Source organism: Massilimicrobiota sp. mt181 (genome assembly GCF_055420065.1).
Window position 1 is genome coordinate 35,580 of the sequence record NZ_JBVAYN010000005.1, and the last position, 18,394, is coordinate 53,973.

Annotated in this window: 21 protein-coding genes; 4 read left to right on the forward strand and 17 right to left on the reverse strand. The window is 32.9% G+C overall.

Translation table 11 applies throughout. The annotated features are described in order from the left end of the window. Positions 1 to 36 precede the first annotated feature (36 nt). Genes ACZYT4_RS04485 through ACZYT4_RS04495 form a run of 3 tightly spaced genes read left to right on the forward strand, consistent with a single transcriptional unit; the run spans position 37 to position 1,776 of the window. Positions 37 to 402: a hypothetical protein gene (locus ACZYT4_RS04485; RefSeq protein ID WP_463782819.1), complete on the forward strand. Its 366-nt coding sequence runs from the start codon at positions 37 to 39 to the stop codon at positions 400 to 402. A gap of 16 nt (positions 403 to 418) precedes the next feature. Further along, the gene (locus ACZYT4_RS04490) at positions 419 to 868 is read left to right on the forward strand and encodes an NfeD family protein (protein ID WP_463782822.1); all 450 of its coding nucleotides are present in this window, start codon (positions 419 to 421) and stop codon (positions 866 to 868) included. Then, a complete protein-coding gene (locus tag ACZYT4_RS04495; RefSeq protein ID WP_463782825.1) occupies positions 862 to 1,776 on the forward strand; it encodes an SPFH domain-containing protein in 915 nt (304 codons plus the stop codon). Before ACZYT4_RS04490 ends, ACZYT4_RS04495 begins: the two co-directional genes overlap by 7 nt. 34 nt (positions 1,777 to 1,810) lie before the next feature. Here the strand turns inward: ACZYT4_RS04495 and ACZYT4_RS04500 are convergent, their stop codons facing one another. The 5 genes from ACZYT4_RS04500 to cdaA all read right to left on the reverse strand — a co-directional run bounded on the left by ACZYT4_RS04500 (position 1,811) and on the right by cdaA (position 7,420). Beyond that, positions 1,811 to 3,160, reverse strand: a complete 1,350-nt coding sequence (locus ACZYT4_RS04500; protein WP_463782829.1) for a HAMP domain-containing sensor histidine kinase — start codon at positions 3,158 to 3,160, stop codon at positions 1,811 to 1,813. Between the two features lies 1 nt (position 3,161). Next, on the reverse strand, positions 3,162 to 3,818 hold the full coding sequence (locus tag ACZYT4_RS04505; protein WP_463782832.1) for a response regulator transcription factor: 657 nt from the start codon (positions 3,816 to 3,818) through the stop codon (positions 3,162 to 3,164). 81 nt (positions 3,819 to 3,899) lie between these two features. Continuing rightward, positions 3,900 to 5,249 carry a phosphoglucosamine mutase gene (glmM, locus tag ACZYT4_RS04510; RefSeq protein ID WP_463782835.1) on the reverse strand — a complete coding sequence of 450 codons (1,350 nt, stop codon included), beginning with the start codon at positions 5,247 to 5,249 and terminating at the stop codon, positions 3,900 to 3,902. 4 nt (positions 5,250 to 5,253) lie between these two features. After that, positions 5,254 to 6,648 carry a CdaR family protein gene (locus ACZYT4_RS04515; RefSeq protein WP_463782838.1) on the reverse strand — a complete coding sequence of 465 codons (1,395 nt, stop codon included), beginning with the start codon at positions 6,646 to 6,648 and terminating at the stop codon, positions 5,254 to 5,256. After that, the gene (gene cdaA, locus ACZYT4_RS04520) at positions 6,638 to 7,420 is read right to left on the reverse strand and encodes a diadenylate cyclase CdaA (protein ID WP_463783015.1); all 783 of its coding nucleotides are present in this window, start codon (positions 7,418 to 7,420) and stop codon (positions 6,638 to 6,640) included. Before cdaA ends, ACZYT4_RS04515 begins: the two co-directional genes overlap by 11 nt. Before the next feature lie 198 nt (positions 7,421 to 7,618). On the opposite strand from cdaA, the gene pduL reads away from it, so the two are divergent. Further along, positions 7,619 to 8,185 carry a phosphate propanoyltransferase gene (pduL, locus tag ACZYT4_RS04525; protein WP_463782840.1) on the forward strand — a complete coding sequence of 189 codons (567 nt, stop codon included), beginning with the start codon at positions 7,619 to 7,621 and terminating at the stop codon, positions 8,183 to 8,185. 114 nt (positions 8,186 to 8,299) lie between these two features. On the opposite strand, the gene ACZYT4_RS04530 is transcribed toward pduL, so the two are convergent. From ACZYT4_RS04530 to ACZYT4_RS04585, 12 genes are all read right to left on the reverse strand, one after another. Continuing rightward, entirely contained in the window at positions 8,300 to 8,578 is a 279-nt protein-coding gene (locus ACZYT4_RS04530; protein WP_463782843.1) for an HU family DNA-binding protein, read from the reverse strand. 107 nt (positions 8,579 to 8,685) lie between these two features. Further along, positions 8,686 to 9,702 (reverse strand): threonine aldolase family protein, encoded by a 1,017-nt coding sequence (locus ACZYT4_RS04535; protein WP_463782844.1) that lies wholly within the window; start codon positions 9,700 to 9,702, stop codon positions 8,686 to 8,688. An 11-nt stretch (positions 9,703 to 9,713) separates the two neighbouring features. Next, on the reverse strand, positions 9,714 to 10,538 hold the full coding sequence (locus tag ACZYT4_RS04540) for a MurR/RpiR family transcriptional regulator (RefSeq protein ID WP_463782848.1): 825 nt from the start codon (positions 10,536 to 10,538) through the stop codon (positions 9,714 to 9,716). After that, complete coding sequence (locus tag ACZYT4_RS04545; RefSeq protein ID WP_463782849.1) at positions 10,519 to 11,094, reverse strand: Fe-S-containing hydro-lyase; 576 nt, start codon at positions 11,092 to 11,094, stop codon at positions 10,519 to 10,521. Before ACZYT4_RS04545 ends, ACZYT4_RS04540 begins: the two co-directional genes overlap by 20 nt. Continuing rightward, positions 11,091 to 11,933 (reverse strand): fumarate hydratase, encoded by an 843-nt coding sequence (locus tag ACZYT4_RS04550; protein ID WP_463782851.1) that lies wholly within the window; start codon positions 11,931 to 11,933, stop codon positions 11,091 to 11,093. The genes ACZYT4_RS04545 and ACZYT4_RS04550 overlap by 4 nt, the downstream gene beginning before the upstream one ends. Before the next feature lie 65 nt (positions 11,934 to 11,998). Next, positions 11,999 to 12,823, reverse strand: coding sequence for a MurR/RpiR family transcriptional regulator (locus ACZYT4_RS04555; RefSeq protein WP_463782854.1), 825 nt, complete (start codon positions 12,821 to 12,823; stop codon positions 11,999 to 12,001). Then, a complete protein-coding gene (locus tag ACZYT4_RS04560; RefSeq protein ID WP_463782857.1) occupies positions 12,820 to 13,209 on the reverse strand; it encodes a hypothetical protein in 390 nt (129 codons plus the stop codon). The genes ACZYT4_RS04555 and ACZYT4_RS04560 overlap by 4 nt, the downstream gene beginning before the upstream one ends. A gap of 257 nt (positions 13,210 to 13,466) precedes the next feature. Further along, positions 13,467 to 14,456 carry a dipeptidase gene (locus ACZYT4_RS04565; RefSeq protein ID WP_463782859.1) on the reverse strand — a complete coding sequence of 330 codons (990 nt, stop codon included), beginning with the start codon at positions 14,454 to 14,456 and terminating at the stop codon, positions 13,467 to 13,469. A 13-nt stretch (positions 14,457 to 14,469) separates the two neighbouring features. After that, positions 14,470 to 14,712: a hypothetical protein gene (locus tag ACZYT4_RS04570; RefSeq protein WP_463782860.1), complete on the reverse strand. Its 243-nt coding sequence runs from the start codon at positions 14,710 to 14,712 to the stop codon at positions 14,470 to 14,472. A 4-nt stretch (positions 14,713 to 14,716) separates the two neighbouring features. Beyond that, positions 14,717 to 15,496, reverse strand: coding sequence for an HAD family hydrolase (locus ACZYT4_RS04575; RefSeq protein ID WP_463782864.1), 780 nt, complete (start codon positions 15,494 to 15,496; stop codon positions 14,717 to 14,719). A 70-nt stretch (positions 15,497 to 15,566) separates the two neighbouring features. Then, positions 15,567 to 16,088: an anaerobic ribonucleoside-triphosphate reductase activating protein gene (gene nrdG / locus ACZYT4_RS04580; RefSeq protein ID WP_463782867.1), complete on the reverse strand. Its 522-nt coding sequence runs from the start codon at positions 16,086 to 16,088 to the stop codon at positions 15,567 to 15,569. Continuing rightward, entirely contained in the window at positions 16,078 to 18,381 is a 2,304-nt protein-coding gene (locus tag ACZYT4_RS04585) for an anaerobic ribonucleoside triphosphate reductase (RefSeq protein ID WP_463782868.1), read from the reverse strand. The genes nrdG and ACZYT4_RS04585 overlap by 11 nt, the downstream gene beginning before the upstream one ends. Positions 18,382 to 18,394 lie beyond the last annotated feature (13 nt).

Below are 18,394 nucleotides of genomic sequence, written 5' to 3' on the forward strand. Positions count from 1 at the left end.
ATAAATAATATAATGGTATTAAGGAGGAGGATATAAATGAGCTTTGAATGGTCAACAAATGATATAGCCACAATGACTGTTACAATTTACGAAGCCAATTTAACATTAAATAAAGCAGCCTGTGTTCATTTTGAAGACGTGAATTATGTTCTTTTAGGGATTGATAGAGAAAATAAACAAATTGGAATCAAACCTGTTACAAAGCAGGAAATTGATGAAAATATTTATCCAAAAAGTCAATTACATCGTATTTCACTTGGAAAAAGCTATGGAAGAATTTCCAATAAATCATTTGTCCAAGACCTCACTGCAGAATTTGGTTTAGATTTTTCAAAACAGCAATGTTATAAATACAAAGCCGTATATGATATTGTACACTCCATAATGATTGTTCAACTATAAGGGAGGAGGAATTTTGATGTCAATAACTCTTGTATGGACTCTTGTTCTTGTGATTTCAGTTATTGTAGAAGCTATAACAATTGATTTAGTAAGTATCTGGTTTGCAGTTGGTGCGCTTATTGCATTAATTGGAGAATTTCTTGGACTCAGTCAAACTTTGCAAATTATTGTTTTTGTCATTGTTTCCCTTGTATGTATTTTTATTTCAAGACCCCTGGCCAAAAAATATTTAAGAGGAAATATAGTCAAAACAAATCTTGATCGTATTATTGGTAAACATTGCTTAGTCACAGAAACAATTACAGCTGATCATAAAGGTGAAGTCAAAGTTATGGGGAATCTATGGGCTGCTACCAGTCTTAATAATGAAAAAATTCAGATTGGTGAATATGCTGAAGTTGTTTCCATTGAAGGTTCTCATGTCATTGTTAAAAAATTAGATAAAGGAGATGATATTTCATGTTAGATGGAATTATTAATTATTTTTGGATTATTATTCTCGTTGTACTTATTATTGTGATTGTCGCAAAAACAATTCGTATTATTCCTCAATCATATGCTTATGTTGTCGAAAGAATCGGAGCTTATAACCGAACTTGTACAGTTGGATTGCATATCATGATTCCTTTGTTGGATAGAATTGCTAATAAAGTATCTTTAAAAGAACAAGTTTTGGATTTTGCACCACAACCTGTTATTACAAAAGATAATGTCACTATGCAAATTGATACTGTCGTTTATTTTCAAATTACTGACCCAAAATTATTTACTTATGGGGTTGTCAGACCACTTAATGCAATTGAAACATTAACAGCTACAACATTGCGTAATATCATTGGTGATTTGGAGTTAGATGAAACATTAACATCAAGAGATATCATTAATTCTCGTATGCGTTCTATTCTTGATGAAGCGACAGATCCTTGGGGAATCAAAATTCATCGTGTAGAAGTGAAAAATATCATCCCACCTCGTGATATTCAAGAAGCTATGGAAAAACAAATGCGTGCCGAACGTGAAAGACGTGAAGCAATCTTACAGGCTGAAGGTAAAAAGACAGCTGCTATCTTAACTGCTGAAGGCAAAAAAGAATCTATGATTCTTGAAGCAACTGCTGAAAAAGAAGCACAGATTGCAAGAGCTGAGGGTGAAGCTGAAGCCTTAAGATTAGTTTATGAAGCACAAGCCAAAGGTATCGAATATATTAATAATTCTCAACCACAACAACAATACATGACTTTGGAAGGATTCAAAGCTTTAGAAAGTCTAGGCAAAGGAGAAGCAACAAAGATCATTATTCCTTCAGATCTACAAGGCATTGCCAGTGCTGTAACTTCTATTGCTGAAATCGTTAAAGATCCAAAAAAACAATAAAAATAATAAAGCATATCTGAATAAATGATATGCTTTATTTTTTCTTTTGAAAGATAAAACTAACACCTATATCATGATTCTTCGCAGTCACAGAATATTGAAACATAGAAGCAATCTTACTCACAATGGATAATCCCAAACCAAACTGTCCTTTGACACCTTTAACATATGGATCAAATAAATAAGGTAAAGTGGCTTCATCAATATTTTCACCATCATTATATATTTCCAGATATCCATCTTTCAAAGTAATTTGAATCAGTCCTTTTGCATAACGAGAAGCATTTTCAATAATATTTTCTATAGCCACGCGCCAATGCTCTTCATCACCATCAAATTGAACATCTTCTAACTCTGTTTTTAAATGTATATCAGGCTTCATTAAATCCATCTGTAAAACAATTTTTTCAATGAGCTCCTTAATAGCAAAAGACCCTATTTCATTACCTTCACCCTGTAAATAATCCAAACGATTTAAATATAAAAATGATTTGACTTTATGTTCTAAACGATCTGCATTTTCTAAAATAACATCAATTGAGCTATCTTTATCACCATAAGGATACACATCATCTTTAATACTCTGGGCATATGTTTGAATTAAAGCTATTGGTGTTTTCAAATCATGAGAAATATTATGAATCATTTCTTCTTTAATGCTTTCTTGTTTATCTAAGTCTTCTTTCATCTCAACCAATGCCTTAGAAACAATTCCTATTTCATCTTCACGATTAATAATCAAATCACTATCTTTTCTCTCTTTAATATTGTCAATATAATTTTTAATCTTCTTTAAAGGACTGATCAATGTCAAAACCCATAAAATCATAACCAATGCAAAAATAATAAAGAATCCATATTGAATATAAATGATCTGATTTCTTAAAGATGCAATCAATGATGCTGAATAGTCACTATCAACTAACGATATCAGATACTTGGATGTATTATTCATTCTTTTAATAATATAATAATATGTATCCGACTGATATTCACCTTTATTCTTAATAACATCCTGATCTGTTTGAATAATACGATACAAATCATCTCTAAAAAGATAAGAATAAAAATCATAAACAGTTTGTACTTTTCCAATATTGTATTCAGTAAAAGTGTTATTTGAAGTATCATAAATAATATGATAAACTTCTTTTTCCTGTCGATATGGCATTGTATTGTTATAAATAATAGAGTATTGTGAAATCGTTAAGGTCTCATACATCTGTTTGTCAACAATTGAAGTCAAATTATAATCAACAATTGGCATCAAAACAGCCACCAGCAACAATCCAACAAAACACAAGACAACAATTAACTGTTGAACCAATGAAAGTTTTTTAAAAAAAGATAAATAAGATGTTAACTTCCTTATTATTTTTTTCATATTAATCTAATCGATAACCAAATCCGTAAATAGTTTTAATATTTAAATCTGGCATTTTCTTTCTTAAACGACGCAAAGTATCATCAACAACACGATCGCTTCCAAAATAATTTTCATCCCATACTTTTGATAACACCTGATCACGTGAAATTGCTAATCCCTTATTTTTGATAAAATATAACAAGAGTTCATATTCTTTCGTTGTTAATTCAATCTCTTCATTTTGAAATAAGACTTTTCTCTTTTCTTCATCAATCGCATATCCATCAATATTAATAAGCGCAGGATCATCTTTATAGACACGTTTTAAAACATTATGAATCCTTAAAATCAACTCTTTAATATTAAATGGCTTTGTAATATATTCATCACAGCCTTTTTCTAAACCAATAATACGATCAAATTCCTGATCTCTGGCACTCATAAAGACAATAGGCATATCTGGTTTACAAGCTTTAATTTCATTTAAAAGATCAAAACCACTATTTTTATCCAGCATAATATCTACAATCCATAAATGAACATCATCATCTTTATGTAAAAAGGCTTCCTCATATGTGTAGAAAGAATAAACAATATATCCTTCTTTTTCTAAGTAAGTTCTGACAAGGTCATTCAAATTTTTTTCATCATCTATAATATTTATACGGTATTTCACTTTCCTCACCTCTTTCATTCATTATATACAAAATATTGCCATATAAAATGGCAATATTTTGTGATACTATGTGAAATTATATTATTTTTCTACAGCATATCCTTTGTCTTTAATAACATTGACAACCTTTAAAACATATTCATGACAGATTTCATCACTTTGAGCTTCAACCATAACTCTCACAACTGGTTCAGTTCCACTTTCACGCACTAAAATTCTTCCTTCATCACCTAGAGCTTCTTTAACTTCTTCGATAGCTTTTTGAACATCAGGATCATTTTGAGCTAAAGTTTTATCAGTAACACGGACATTAATTAATAACTGTGGATAAATTTCTACTTGTTCTGTTAACTGGGCAAGTGTTTTTTTGTTTTCTACCATTGTTTCCATAATTTTTAATGATGTTAAAATTCCATCCCCAGTCGTTGCATGCTTAGAAAAGATAATATGACCAGATTGTTCTCCACCAATACAATGACCATTTTTAACCATGTTTTCATAAACATATTTGTCACCTACAGCTGTTTTTTCATATCGAATACCCACTTTATCCAATGATTTATATAAACCAAAGTTACTCATGATTGTTGTGACAATGGTATTATTAAGAAGTTCTCCTTTTTGTTTCATTTCTAATCCACAAAGATATAATATCAAATCTCCATTGACAACGCGTCCAAACTCGTCTACTGCAATACAACGATCAGCATCTCCATCATAAGCAAAACCAACATCCAAACCATTTTCTACAACATATTTCTGTAAAACTTCAATATGTGTAGACCCACAATTGGTATTAATATTAAGACCATCTGGTTGATTGTTGATGACATATGTTTGAGCTCCTAAAGCATCAAAAACACTTTTAGCGATAGCACTTGAAGAACCATTCGCACAGTCAAGACCAACCTTAATATCTTTAAAAGCACGTGTTGGAATACTCATCAAATAACCAATATAACGATTTCTTCCCATTGAATAATCAATTGTTCTTCCAATCTTATCTTTAGTAGCCAATGGAATAGGATCAGTTAAACCATCAATATATTGTTCAATTAAATTTTCTATTGTTGCTTCCAACTTATGTCCTTTGCCATTAATAATTTTAATTCCATTATCATAGTAAGGATTATGTGAAGCTGAAATCATGATTCCACAATCAAATTCTTCACTTCTGACAACATAAGAAACAGAAGGTGTTGTTGTGACATGTAATAAATAAGCATCAGCTCCACTCGCAGTTAATCCAGCAACAAGCGCATATTCAAACATATAAGAACTTCTTCTTGTATCTTTCCCAATAACAATTCTTGCTCGATGTGAACGAGAATAATACCATCCTAAATATCTCCCAACTTCAAATGCGTGTTCTACGGTTAAATCTACATTTGCTTCTCCTCTAAATCCGTCTGTTCCAAAATATTTTCCCATTATTCTAATTCCTTTCTATATTTATTGTAACTTTTGAAGATGATAACAATTTCATTGTTAATGTCTCATCATCTCCAGCAATTTTAACATTCACTTGATGTGTTCCAACATCCAAACCATCGATATCAATTGTAGCCTGAATATTATCAACATTTAAAGCATTGATCTTATCCTCTGCTCCGGCAACTGAAACAGATGCATACTGCCCCTGTCCAGCAAACGAAATTTTATAATTGTGAGAATTATTCAACACCTTAATTGGAATGTTATCAATTTTCTTTGTAATGACTTTTTCAACCTCAACAGTAACATTGACCTTATCCTGTGAAAACTTATTAATACCATTTACTTTTTTCAATGAAACATCATTGAAAGTCGTACTTGATTTCAAATCACTAATATCTACATCAACATCTACTTGTGTGATATCTGCTAAATCTTCTTCTAATCCAAAAATAGCAACTTCACTTTGCGATAAGATATAATTTGAAACCTGATATCCTGTTGGCAAATCTCCAATAAAATTCACATGAACAGGGACTGTCTTACTATAAGAAGACACCTGACAATTAACATGAACGTTTTCAGGACTGATTTCTACATTTAATTCATTTCCATCACTATCATAGGCTTTAATTTGTGCATTCTGTTCAAAATCTTCAGTCTGATTTGCAACATCAATGCAAGCCTCTACAGTTTCAACTCTTGATAATGTTGCCTCACTGGCACGCAATTCTACACTATCCAAATCCATACTTTCAACACTTACAGAATATTTACTATCTAGCTGATCTTCATTAATAAAGCGATACCCTAAATCAAATGTTTGTGAGACCTTTTTCGCAAGTGTGACCTTAATAGAACTTGGAATAGAAACAACTTCTAATGACTCAGGAAAATTTCTTGTCTGTAAATTCAAAACATATTCTCCAGCATGAAGATCCTGTAAATCTAAATAAACCTGATAATCATTAGAAAAATTCGTTCTATAAATATCCAATGACGGTCCAACCAAAACAACGGACACACTTTCTGGAATTCCCGATGCTTCTAGTGATTCATCCAGATTTTCTACATGAACCGGAACATATTCCAAAGTCGCCCCAGAAGTTGGACTTGTCATAATATCTCTACCTGAGACGCTATAAAATAAAACAGCCGCCATCATAAAAGATAAAATCATAATTGAAACTTTACTGGAAAGAATTTTATCTAAAATCTGATTCATATAATTGTAAAAGCGTGCACCCGTATCAAATGCTTTGACTTTTTTTTCATTAATATTGTCTTTATTGACAATTTCTTTTGTATTTTTTTCTTTTTCCTTTTCAACAACTTTTAAGAAAAAATCAGTTGTCGAATCTTTTAACGGTTTGTTATTCTTATCTCTAGGACTCATGAGCCTGACCCCCTTCATCACTAGATTTATACCATTGTAATTCATTGACAAGTGAAGCTCTTAATTCCTTTAAAGGAATCTTTCTTAATTCTCCATTAGAAGCAAAAGAAATCGTTCCTGTTTCTTCACTGACAACAACTGTTAAAGAGTCAGTAATTTCACTAATCCCAATAGCCGCTCTATGACGTGCTCCGTATTTCGGACTTAATTCCTTATTAGTAGGAGGATAGAAAGCTGCTGCACAGGCAACACGATCACCTTGAATAATGGTTGCGCCATCATGCAAAGGTGTTCCTTCCCAAAAAATCGTCAAAAAAAGTTCACTTCTAATATCGGCGTTAATCTTAGTACCAGTGTTAATATAATCAATCATAGATTGCGTTCTTTCAAAAGTAATAAGAGCACCTGTCTGTTCTTTCGCAAGTGTCGAAATAGCATCTACCAATTCATCCATGAGTCTTTCTTTTTCATCATTACTTATTTCTTTTTTAATGTTTTTCTTTGTTTGCCCCATTTTTTCTAATAGAGTTCTAATTTCAGGCTGAAATATAATAATGATGGCTAAGACACCCCAATTGATAATACTATCCACCATATAATTTAAAGTTGTTAATCCTAATAAACTCGTTAAAAGTTTAACTATCAAAATAAAAAGGACACCTTTAAATAATTGCATTGTTTTCATATTTGTTTTAAACATCGAAATCAAATAATACAAAATAAACCATACTGCAATTAAATCTATAGCTGACCTTAAAAAATTAATAACCATACTAAGACTCAATCTATATCACCTACATTTCTTCTTTATTATATCAGTTTTCTAACAAAAGTAAAACGTTAGCTTTTTCTTTTCATGAAAATCAAAGACTTCTTTTTTTATCCATATGTTTTTTATCAAAAAGAAATAAATCCCTTTGCAAATAACCAAAAAAGTTGTAAGATATGTATTGTTATAGGAGGATATGTTATGGGAAAAACAATTTTAGTCGAAACTTCTGCAAGACATGTACATTTGTCACAAGCAGATTTAGAAACTTTATTTGGTAAAGGATATGTTTTAACAAACAAAAAAGATTTATCTCAGCCAGGACAATTTGCGTGTCAGGAAAAAGTGACTGTCATTGGTCCAAAAGGCGAATCAAAAATGTCAATCTTAGGACCAACTCGTGCTCAAACACAAGTAGAAGTTTCTTTGACAGATGCTAGATCATTAGGAATTAAAGCTTTAATCAGAGAATCAGGAGATATCGAAGGAACTGCAGGATGTAAATTAGTTGGGCCTGCTGGAGAAGTGGAAATCCCTTGTGGTGTGATTGCCGCAAAACGTCATATTCATATGACACCTGCTGATGCTGAAGAATTTGGAGTTAAAGATAAAGACGTTGTCAGTGTGGAAGTGAAATCTGCTGATCGTTCTCTTGTTTTTGGAGATGTTGTTTGTCGTGTCAGTGATAGCTATGCTTTAGCAATGCATATTGATACAGATGAATCTAATGCTGCTGGTGCTCCTTGCGAAGGTGTTATTATTAAATAAACAATAAAAACTATAAAGATTGAGTGAAGAAGATCTTTATAGTTTTTTTATGTTTGAAATCTTTGTTTTGGCACAAAAAAACTGTAACAATTTTGTGTTACAGTCTTTAAATGATTACTTATTATTAACAACATTTTTTAAAGCAGTGCTTGCTTTAAATGCAGGGACTTTACTAGCAGCAATTTCCATTGTTTCACCAGTTCTTGGATTACGTCCTGTTCTTGCTTCTCTTGTACGAACTTCAAAAGTTCCAAATCCTTTTAATGAAATTTTATCTCCTGCTTTTAAAACATCAGTTAAAGTATCTAAAAAAGCGTTAATTGCAGCTTCTGATTGCTTTTTTGATAATCCAGATGCAGAAGATACCTTTTCTAATAATTCATTTTTATTCATACTATAATCTCCATTTCTATGTATATTAGGGTCTTCCCTATGGGTTATTATAATACATATTGTCAGGCTTGTACAGTCTCATTCCTATTTTCATTCTATCTTTTCTTTTATAATTCTTGAATGACTTGTATCAATGCAGAAACAGCATCTTGAGAGGTTGCCCATGATGTCACAATACGTATACGTTGACCACCAGGAATTTTACCCATAGGTGTCACTAAAAATTCTTTATTAATACGTTCAAAAGCTTCTTGAGGAAGATCAACAAAAATCTGATTTGTTGAAGAGGGTTCATAAATGGGTATTCCTTTTTTAATGAAAGCTTCTCGAATAGCTTGTGCCATACGATTTTCATATTCTCCAATTTCTTCATAAAGATTTCCTTTAAGAAGTTCATAAAATTGAATCCCTAAAAGACGCCCCTTAGCAAGCATGGCTCCTTTATTTTTCATATGATAACGAAATTGTGGTTTTAAATCATCATGTAAAATCACCAGAGCTTCACCAAATAAAGCTCCCATTTTGGTTCCACCTATATAAAATGCATCAACATTTTGAGCAATCTCTTGAAGACTCGGTGCATCTGGCAAAACCAATGCGCTTCCCAATCTCGCTCCATCTAAAAATAAATACAAATGATATTTTCTTGTGACTTCATAAAGAGCTTTTAATTCATCTCGTGTATAATAAGTTCCCAGTTCTGTTGTCTGAGAAATATAAACCATACGTGGCTGTACCATATGTTCATCTGTATGATGCTGACAGATATCCTCAATCATTTGACATGTCACTTTACCATGGACATGAGGCTTCACTAAAATTTTATGTCCAGCGCCTTCTACTGCACCTGTTTCATGCACATGAATATGTCCTTCATCACAGGCAATGACCGCCTGATAATGTTTTAAGGCATATGAAATCATCAACATATTGGTCTGAGTACCCCCTACTAAGAAATGGACATCAGCATTTTTATTCCCAATACGCTCTTTGATAACATCTTTCGCTTTTTGACAATATTCATCTTCTCCATACCCTACAGTCTGAACCATATTAGTATTGACAAGTGCTTCTAAAACTTGAGGATGGGCTCCTTCACTATAATCATTTAAAAAACTATACATATATTCTCCTCCTATTCACGATATAATAAACCATATCTGACATAGATCAAATTTAATAAACTGAGAAAATTCATTGTTCCCTGCAATGAAGATTCACTATATTGACTCTCTGTTCCTTCAATGCGATATATCCAATCCACACTTTCATGCTGATAGGTTTGACTCATCGTTAAAATGAGAATCTTAGGATGATGTTCTTTAATCTTATCAATCAAAGCATTTATCAACTGCTCTCTTGCACGAACAGTAATAATAATGACTAAACTTTCTTCATCAATCATATCTAAACGTTGAATTTCATCTCCACGTTCAACAAATGCATAAACAAATTTACGATGTTTTAACATTTTCATTTGAAAGTCATTAGATATAATTTTATTAAATTGATATCCAATCATATGAACCTTTTTGGCTTGATAAATCATTTTGCAAATACGATCAACATCTTCCATCTGGACAGATGTCTGAACCATTCCAAGAGATTCAATAGCTTCCTGGTACATTTTATTTTTTAAATATTCAGGATTTTCTGTAATCTTTTTTGATTCCTCTGGTAAAAAATGAATTTCATTTCTAGCAATTTCTAAAGCAATCGCTATTTCTTCTTTAAAATTCACAAAACTTTTACAATTCATATCTTTACAAAAACGAGAAATCGTTGCTGGAGAGGTATAACACAAATCAGCCAAATCATTAATGCTAATTCCTGGAATCTGATCAATATGAGTGAGAATTGTATGGGCAATAGAATAATACATATCTTGGGGTGATGAAACATTCACATAGGACATCAATGTATATAAAATATCTACTTCATTATAATCCTGAATGGTCATTATGATGCTCCTTTAAATACTGTGCTCTTCCTCTTTCATATAAATCGTGTCCCTGAGAATCTATAATCACAGTCAGTGGTAAATCTTTCACAACCAGACGACGAATAGCTTCTGGCCCCAAATCATCAAAAGCAATCACTTCACATGATTGAATACATTGTGAAATATATGCTCCAGCACCACCAACAGCACCAAAATAAACAGCCTGATAATCCTGAATAGCTTTTTTAACACTGTCTTGACGATAACCTTTGCCAATCATTCCTTTTAAACCTAATGACATAAGTTTTGGAGCATAAGCATCCATACGTCCTGCAGTCGTTGGTCCCCCACTACCAAATATAGTACCCGGTTTTGCAGGAGTAGGTCCGACATAATAAATAATCTGGTCTTTTACATCAAAGGGCAACGTCTTTCCATTTTCAATCAATTCTATCAAGCGTTTATGGGCTGCGTCTCTCGCCGTATAAATCACTCCTGATAACAGAACCTGATCACCTGCATTTAAAGATTCAACATCTTGTGATATCAATGGTGTTGTCAGATGTTTTATCATAAAATAACCTCCTTATGTCTCGCTACATGGCAACAGATGCTTACAGCAACTGGCATCCCTGCTATATGTGTAGGAGCAGTTTCAATATTTAATGATAAAGCTGTTGTCTTGCCTCCATAACCTGCTGGTCCTATCCCCAATTGGTTAATCTTATCCAACAACTCAACCTCTAATGCCTGATAACGTTGATCGGGATGGTGTGTTCCTATTTCTCTTAACATTGCTTTTTTAGCAAGCCATGTCACATAATCAAAAGAGCCTCCAATACCTACACCAATAACCATGGGTGGACAAGCATTTGGTCCTGCATCATTGACAACTTTTAAAACAAACTCTTTAATTCCTTCTACACCATCACTTGGCTTTAACATTTTCAGCTGACTCATGTTTTCACTACCAAATCCTTTTGGTGCAACTGTTATCTTTAACTGATCACCTGCAACAATTTCATAACGAATAAACGCAGGTGTATTATCCATTGTATTTTTTCTATCAAAAACCGGATCATCAACAATACTTTTTCTTAAATATCCCTGCTGATATCCTTGTCTAACTCCTTCATTGATTGCTTCTTGAAGGGATCCTTGTACATGAACATCCTGACCCATTTCCACAAAAACACAAGCCATACCCGTATCTTGACAAATTGGCATCGTTGATGTGCGTGCGATATCAGCATTTTTTCTTAAAATACCAAGTGTTTCTTTGGCTAATTCCCCATCTTCATTTTGATAGGCATCAAAAATAGCTTTTTGCACATCTTGAGGCAGTTCATAATTTGCTTCCATGCACAATGATTTGACAGCTTCAATAATTTGTTCCTGTTTGATCTCTCTCATATTTTTCACCCTCTTTATGTGTTTCATTATATATAATTTTTCATGCTATCACAAGAAAAAAAGGACTAAAGAAGATGTCCCTGTAATTCTTGAAGTGATGGATAATATAAGCAATAGTATCTTAATGACATCAGCTCAACTGCTGTCAAAAGACTATGCTTACCTGTTTTACGATTTTCTGAACGTCCTAAAATCAGTTTATGATCAATTGGAATTTTTAAATCTAATTGTGGATGACATGTTATAAGAACAACCTTACATCTAGACTTCTTTAAATATTGGAATATCTTAGAATTACTATTAGCAAAATAACCATTCACCGTCATAATAATCGCCACACTATCTTCATTAAGCTCCTTAGCACATTCTAACTGACGCGAAGAATCCATATAAGCCATTGTAAATTTCTCCAGCATCAACAAATCCGTTTGAAAATGCAAGGCAGCACTTTGTGAAAACTGTGTTCCAAAGAATGCCACTGACTCACTATCATGAATGAGTTTTAAAATAGCATCAACTTCTTTCCAATCTAAAAATTGAGGCAAATCAGAAATATATCGAATGACCTGCTGAATATATTGCTGTGTTGCCTGTTCAGGATGGTCTCTCATCATTTCTAGTGGAATATTAATCAAATTATTAAACTTTTTATCATGAGAATGAAATGTATAGCATTCATGTTTTAAATGCGCAAAATTTTCATATCCCAATGCTCTGCAAAAGCGTGAAATCGTAGCTGGAGAAACAAAACACTCAGCAGCCAACTCACTAATTCTCATATTAGCAATACGATAGAAATTATTTGCCATAAACCATGCAATTTGATAATTGGTATCATTTTCCTGTGCAGTATCTAAAAATATGATTAATCTATAAAACAAATTTTTCACTCTACATCCCCCTGTAAAATATATTTTCCAGATAAATTGGCACTTAAATAACCTTCCTCTTCATTGGCTTCTACAAGAATAGAGTCATTGTCTAAAGTAAAAACAAGCTGACAATTTTCTTGATGAGATAAATAACAAGTTGCTTTTTGATGTGATGCATCTACATAACTGGCATAATCTCCAATACCTGACTGATTGAGTTCAAATTGAAAATGAAATCCTTTCTGATTGTCATCTTCATAAACATATAACAACATATCCTGATACTGATATATCTTTCCATTTGTAAATTCTTCTTTTGAATATGATAATGTTTGTGATGATGCAGATAAATGGCATCCCACCAACAAAAGTCCAATCATAAGTAATAGACAAATCTTTTTCATAAAGAGTAAAACCTCCCTATTTCGACTTTATTTGATTATAACATAAAATCATCTATGAAATATAGTGAAATTTATCACCCATCAACCTTATCACATATTTTTTGACAATTTCTTTGAATTTTGAACACATTAACATGTTATATTATAAAGCGTAGTCAGAAATAATTTGTTTTCCCTTCAAATTTGACTACTTCATGATATCCTTTCCCAAACTGATATCAAAAAAAGCAGATGAGGACTCCCACCTCTCTGCTTTTTTATTTTAATACATTTTGATAAACTCTTAATACATTTTTATAAAAAATCTTTTCCACTTCTTCCTGAGATAAACCAGCTGCATACAAAGCTTTTTCGAGCTTTGGCAAATAAGATGCATTCTGAAGTTCCAGATATGGTGGAATTCCATCAAAATCACTACCCAAGCCGATACAATCTATACCAGCCAAATTTTTGATATAAAGAATATGTTTGACAATATCATCAATCTTAGAAAGAGATTGATCGCCATGATTTTCACTAAGAAAATCAGCAGCATAATTCATTCCCATGACACCACCACGTTCTGCTAATTTTAATATCATCTCATCAGTTAAATTACGTGCATGGGGACAAACACTTCTAGCATTAGAATGTGAAGCAACAAATGGCTTTGTTGTGATTTTATAAACATCTTCAAAACCAGCATCAGAAAGATGTGAAACATCAATAATGATACCTAAGCGTTCACATTCCTGAACATAAGCTTTTCCAAATTCAGTTAAACCATTTTCACTATCACATATATGATAACCATGTTGCGCATCATCCATTGAAAAATTAGGATATCCTATTCCATTAGGAAAATTCCAAGTCAATGTAATCATACGTACACCTAAATCATAATAATGTTGTAAATTTTGAAGGTCATTTTGTATAACAGCACCTTCTTCCAATGTCAACATAGCACTCATACGTTGATGTTTGGCATTATCAATGATATCCTGATAATTTTGAATCACACCAATCATATCAGAATATTGATTCATTTCATGATAAAAAGTATCAATCAGATCATGAGCATATTGCATAGGATGATCAGCCTTATGCAAAGGTGTAAACATTGCAAAATTCTGTAATAAATAATCCCCCTGTTTCATAGTATCCAAACTCAAATGTAAATCATTGTGTTTAAGAGAAATATCTTGACCTGATTGTCTTTTTAAATATATTTCTGAAATTGTATCACAATGCATATCAACAACTTTCATAAATTGTTCCTCCTTATGAAAAATAAATCTCTGTTGTTTTATATAATTTTGTAAGTGATTGTGTTTCTTTAAGCCAATCCATAGCTTCATCTATCTCTTCCTGTGTTAATTCTACAATTCCAAAAGTTGCCAGCTGACAGACATCATAAAGACTTTGCCATAAATCATCAAAATCATGTGTTTCCTTGTCTGCTTGCTCGCTATCAAGATAAGCCCCCATGGCGTGGGCTTTTTTTGTTGCCTCTTCTTTTGTCATTTTTTCACTTCCCTTCTTGAATGAGTCCTAAATGAAGACAGGCATGATATATCCCATCATCTTCTATTGGTTTTGTGACATAAGTTGCCATTTGTTTGAGTTGTTCATTTCCTTGACCCATAGCTACACTGATTGTCGCCTCTTTAAACATATCGACATCATTCAATGAATCTCCAAAAGCAATATATTCATGAAGACCTAATAAATGCATCAATTGTTGAATTCCTGTCGCTTTAGATAAACCTGCAATTGTGACATCAGCATATGTAGATTCTCCTGGTAAGACATGAACGCCTTTGACTTTTAAAAATGGAGCATAATCATATCCCATAGGTCCATAAACAATCATGGCTTCAACAGGTTGCCCATGATAATGACCAACTGGTGGAATCTGATTATGAAAATATTTTTGCGTCTGTAAAACATACTCATCAGGCTCTTTGGTTATGATACGCTGTTTTGATTTTAAAGTGACTGCATAATCATATTGTTTGGCAATTGCAATCACTTCTTCAACAGCTTGAGGATCCATGAAAGCATGAGATATTTCTTTCTTTTGGGCATCTAAGACCAATTGTCCATTATTACATACAAATCCATCCCATTGAAACATATCCATGATTCCTGTTTTTTTTAAAGAATCTAATCCTCTACCAGATGAAATAATCATATGATAGCCATTTTGCTTTAACATGCGTAATGCTTTTTGTGTAGATAAAGACACTTGATGATGAACATTATCTCGTAATGTTCCATCAACATCAAAACATAATAAAGGTTTCATCATTTTCCTCCTTGTCTTTTTTATTATACAAAAAAACATCTCTATTTGGTATAAGAAAAAAGGAATTTGCTTAATCTACAAATTCCCCATAATCGTTAACCTTCTGTTCACAGACTTTGTGACAGCGTAAACTTTTTTGAATATCAATGATTCTCTGATTAGAAGAGCCTTTATAAATGAGGCGAAGACTTTTTAAAGATAAATCAAAACGTCCATCTACTAATGTATCACATAATGATAAAAGCTCTTTAGCTTCATCTCCTAATTGAAGAATTTCTTCATAAGTATATCCACTATAAATCATCAAATGCAATGATTTATGCTTTTGTAATTGATGAATCAGTGCAATCAATGGACGCGCCTGTAAAAAGGGCTCTCCACCGGAAAATGTCACACCATCCAAAAGAGGATTGCGTAAGATTTCATCAACAATTGTTTCAATATCTTCTTCATAACCACCATCTAAATCCCAACTTTGTGGATTATGACATCCTACACAATGATGCAGACAGCCCTGAGTAAAAACAGTATAACGCAAACCCGGACCATCAACTATGGAATCATTCACAACACCATATAATCTAATCTTCATTGAGTCCATGTTTCACACGATCTTTTTCTTCTGCTCTTTTCGCATCATTGAAACGATCTAGCGTGCCTACCAGATAACCTGTGATACGACGAATTCTTTCAAAACCTTCGTGTTGTGTTTCACTGCGCCCACACTTTGGACATACATCATCAATAATGCCATTATAGCCACAGACAGGATCACGATCTACCGGGTGATTGATAGCCCCATATCCCATGTTTGCATCATGCATTGCTCTCACAATTTTTTCAAATGCCATCAAATTCTTTGTTGGATCTCCATCCATTTCAATATAACTGATATGGCCTCCATTCGTTAATTCATGATAAGGGCCTTCAATTTTAATTTTATCAAAAGCACTGATTGGATAATAAACGGGTACATGAAAACTGTTTGTATAATATTCTCGATCAGTTACACCTTCTATTTTTCCGTAAAGCTCTCTATCCAATTTCACAAAACGTCCAGATAAACCTTCAGCTGGTGTTGCTATTAAGGAGAAATTCAATTGATATTTTTGTGATGCTTCATCTACTCTACGACGCATATGTGCCACAATCTGTAATCCTAAAATCTGAGCTTTTTCACTTTCACCATGATGATAGCCTATTAAAGACTTAAGGGTTTCAGCTAACCCAATAAAACCAATGGTTAGGGTCCCATGTTTTAAAACTTCTCTCACTTCATCATTGGGACTTAGTTTTTCGGAATCCATCCATACACCTTGACCCATTAAAAATGGATAATTCATGACTCTTCTTTTACATTGAATTTCAAATCTTTCTAACAATTGATCGATGCATAAATCAATAAGCTGATCTAATTTTTCAAAAAACTCATCTATATCTCCTTTAGATTTGATTGCTAAACGAGGTAAATTAATAGAAGTAAAGCTCAAATTGCCACGTCTAGGAGACACTTCTCGAGTAGGATCATAAACATTTCCCATCACTCTTGTTCGACATCCCATATAAGCAATTTCCGTTTCTGGCGTTCCTTTATAGTACTGCTTATTAAACGTAGAATCAACAAAAGAAAAATTAGGAAATAAACGTTTTGCAGAAACACGACAAGCCAACTTAAAAAGATCATAATTAGGTTCTCCTTTTTGATAGTTAATTCCTTCCTTAACTCTAAAAATCTGGATAGGGAATATAGGTGTCTCTCCACCACCTAATCCAGCTTCTGTTGCTAAAAGAACATTCTTCATGGCCATTCGTCCTTCAATACTCGTATCCATTCCATAATTAATAGAACTAAAAGGAACTTGTGCTCCGGCACGAGAATTCATTGTATTTAAATTATGAATCAACGCTTCCATGGCCTGATATGTTTCCTTATCTGTATCCTGATAGGCTTGCTCTTTTGCAAAATTCTGTACACGTTTTATGATTTCATCAGATACATGATATTTAACCAAAATATTTTTTTCCTTTAAAAAATAAGTTTCATCACTCAATGATGGTTTTTCTTCAAGAGATTGTAATTCTTTCATAACATCATCAACCGCAACATCACTCAATAAAGTTAAGGCTTCTTTGACACTTTTCGAATACCATTTACGATAGGATTTCCTAATGCCTTCTGCCATTCCATAATCAAAATTGACAATGGCCTGTCCGCCATGTTGATCGTTTTGGTTAGATTGAATCGCAATACATGTTAAAGCAGAATATGTTGTAATACTATTTGGTTCACGTAAAACCCCATGTCCTGTTGAAAAACCACCTTTAAATAAATCAATAATATCTATTTGTGTACAAGTTGTTGTTAGGGTTAAAAAATCCATATCATGAATATGAATATCTCCTGAACGATGTGCCGCACTATGTAAAGGATTTAAAACAAACATCTCATTAAATTGCTTGGCTGCTTCAGCCCCATATTTTAACATTGTCCCCATTGGTGCATCGGCATTGACATTTGCGTTTTCTCTTTTCAAATCACTATCCTTCGCATCCTGAAAAGTAATTTCTTCTAAGGTTTTCATTAAACGTGACTTACGATCTCTCGAGCGGGTACGTTCTGCACGATATAAGATATATGCTTTGGCAATACGCACATAACCTTTTTCTATTAAAGTTTCTTCAACTGTATCCTGTACCAACTCGACTGTTGGCAATTCAGTATGACGATCTTCCAATTTCTGTTCTACAACATGTGCCAAACGAATCGCTGCATCTAAATCATATTTGGCTTCTGTCGCCTGAAAAGCCTTGTAGATAGCTCCAGCAATTTTATTAACATCAAAGCGGTCCATACGCCCATCTCTTTTTCTAATATATTGAATCATGAATCAAGCCTCC

What these genes read in the sequence shown, in the direction of transcription:
- ACZYT4_RS04485 (WP_463782819.1), top strand. Translation starts at nt 37, where the DNA reads ATGAGCTTTGAATGGTCAACAAATGATATAGCCACAATGACTGTTACA.
- ACZYT4_RS04490 (WP_463782822.1), top strand. Translation starts at nt 419, where the DNA reads ATGTCAATAACTCTTGTATGGACTCTTGTTCTTGTGATTTCAGTTATT.
- ACZYT4_RS04495 (WP_463782825.1), top strand. Translation starts at nt 862, where the DNA reads ATGTTAGATGGAATTATTAATTATTTTTGGATTATTATTCTCGTTGTA.
- ACZYT4_RS04500 (WP_463782829.1), bottom strand. Translation starts at nt 3,160, where the DNA reads ATGAAAAAAATAATAAGGAAGTTAACATCTTATTTATCTTTTTTTAAA.
- glmM (WP_463782835.1), bottom strand. Translation starts at nt 5,249, where the DNA reads ATGGGAAAATATTTTGGAACAGACGGATTTAGAGGAGAAGCAAATGTA.
- ACZYT4_RS04515 (WP_463782838.1), bottom strand. Translation starts at nt 6,648, where the DNA reads ATGAGTCCTAGAGATAAGAATAACAAACCGTTAAAAGATTCGACAACT.
- cdaA (WP_463783015.1), bottom strand. Translation starts at nt 7,420, where the DNA reads ATGGTTATTAATTTTTTAAGGTCAGCTATAGATTTAATTGCAGTATGG.
- pduL (WP_463782840.1), top strand. Translation starts at nt 7,619, where the DNA reads ATGGGAAAAACAATTTTAGTCGAAACTTCTGCAAGACATGTACATTTG.
- ACZYT4_RS04530 (WP_463782843.1), bottom strand. Translation starts at nt 8,578, where the DNA reads ATGAATAAAAATGAATTATTAGAAAAGGTATCTTCTGCATCTGGATTA.
- ACZYT4_RS04535 (WP_463782844.1), bottom strand. Translation starts at nt 9,702, where the DNA reads ATGTATAGTTTTTTAAATGATTATAGTGAAGGAGCCCATCCTCAAGTT.
- ACZYT4_RS04540 (WP_463782848.1), bottom strand. Translation starts at nt 10,538, where the DNA reads ATGACCATTCAGGATTATAATGAAGTAGATATTTTATATACATTGATG.
- ACZYT4_RS04545 (WP_463782849.1), bottom strand. Translation starts at nt 11,094, where the DNA reads ATGATAAAACATCTGACAACACCATTGATATCACAAGATGTTGAATCT.
- ACZYT4_RS04550 (WP_463782851.1), bottom strand. Translation starts at nt 11,933, where the DNA reads ATGAGAGAGATCAAACAGGAACAAATTATTGAAGCTGTCAAATCATTG.
- ACZYT4_RS04560 (WP_463782857.1), bottom strand. Translation starts at nt 13,209, where the DNA reads ATGAAAAAGATTTGTCTATTACTTATGATTGGACTTTTGTTGGTGGGA.
- ACZYT4_RS04565 (WP_463782859.1), bottom strand. Translation starts at nt 14,456, where the DNA reads ATGAAAGTTGTTGATATGCATTGTGATACAATTTCAGAAATATATTTA.
- ACZYT4_RS04570 (WP_463782860.1), bottom strand. Translation starts at nt 14,712, where the DNA reads ATGACAAAAGAAGAGGCAACAAAAAAAGCCCACGCCATGGGGGCTTAT.
- ACZYT4_RS04575 (WP_463782864.1), bottom strand. Translation starts at nt 15,496, where the DNA reads ATGAAACCTTTATTATGTTTTGATGTTGATGGAACATTACGAGATAAT.
- nrdG (WP_463782867.1), bottom strand. Translation starts at nt 16,088, where the DNA reads ATGAAGATTAGATTATATGGTGTTGTGAATGATTCCATAGTTGATGGT.
- ACZYT4_RS04585 (WP_463782868.1), bottom strand. Translation starts at nt 18,381, where the DNA reads ATGATTCAATATATTAGAAAAAGAGATGGGCGTATGGACCGCTTTGAT.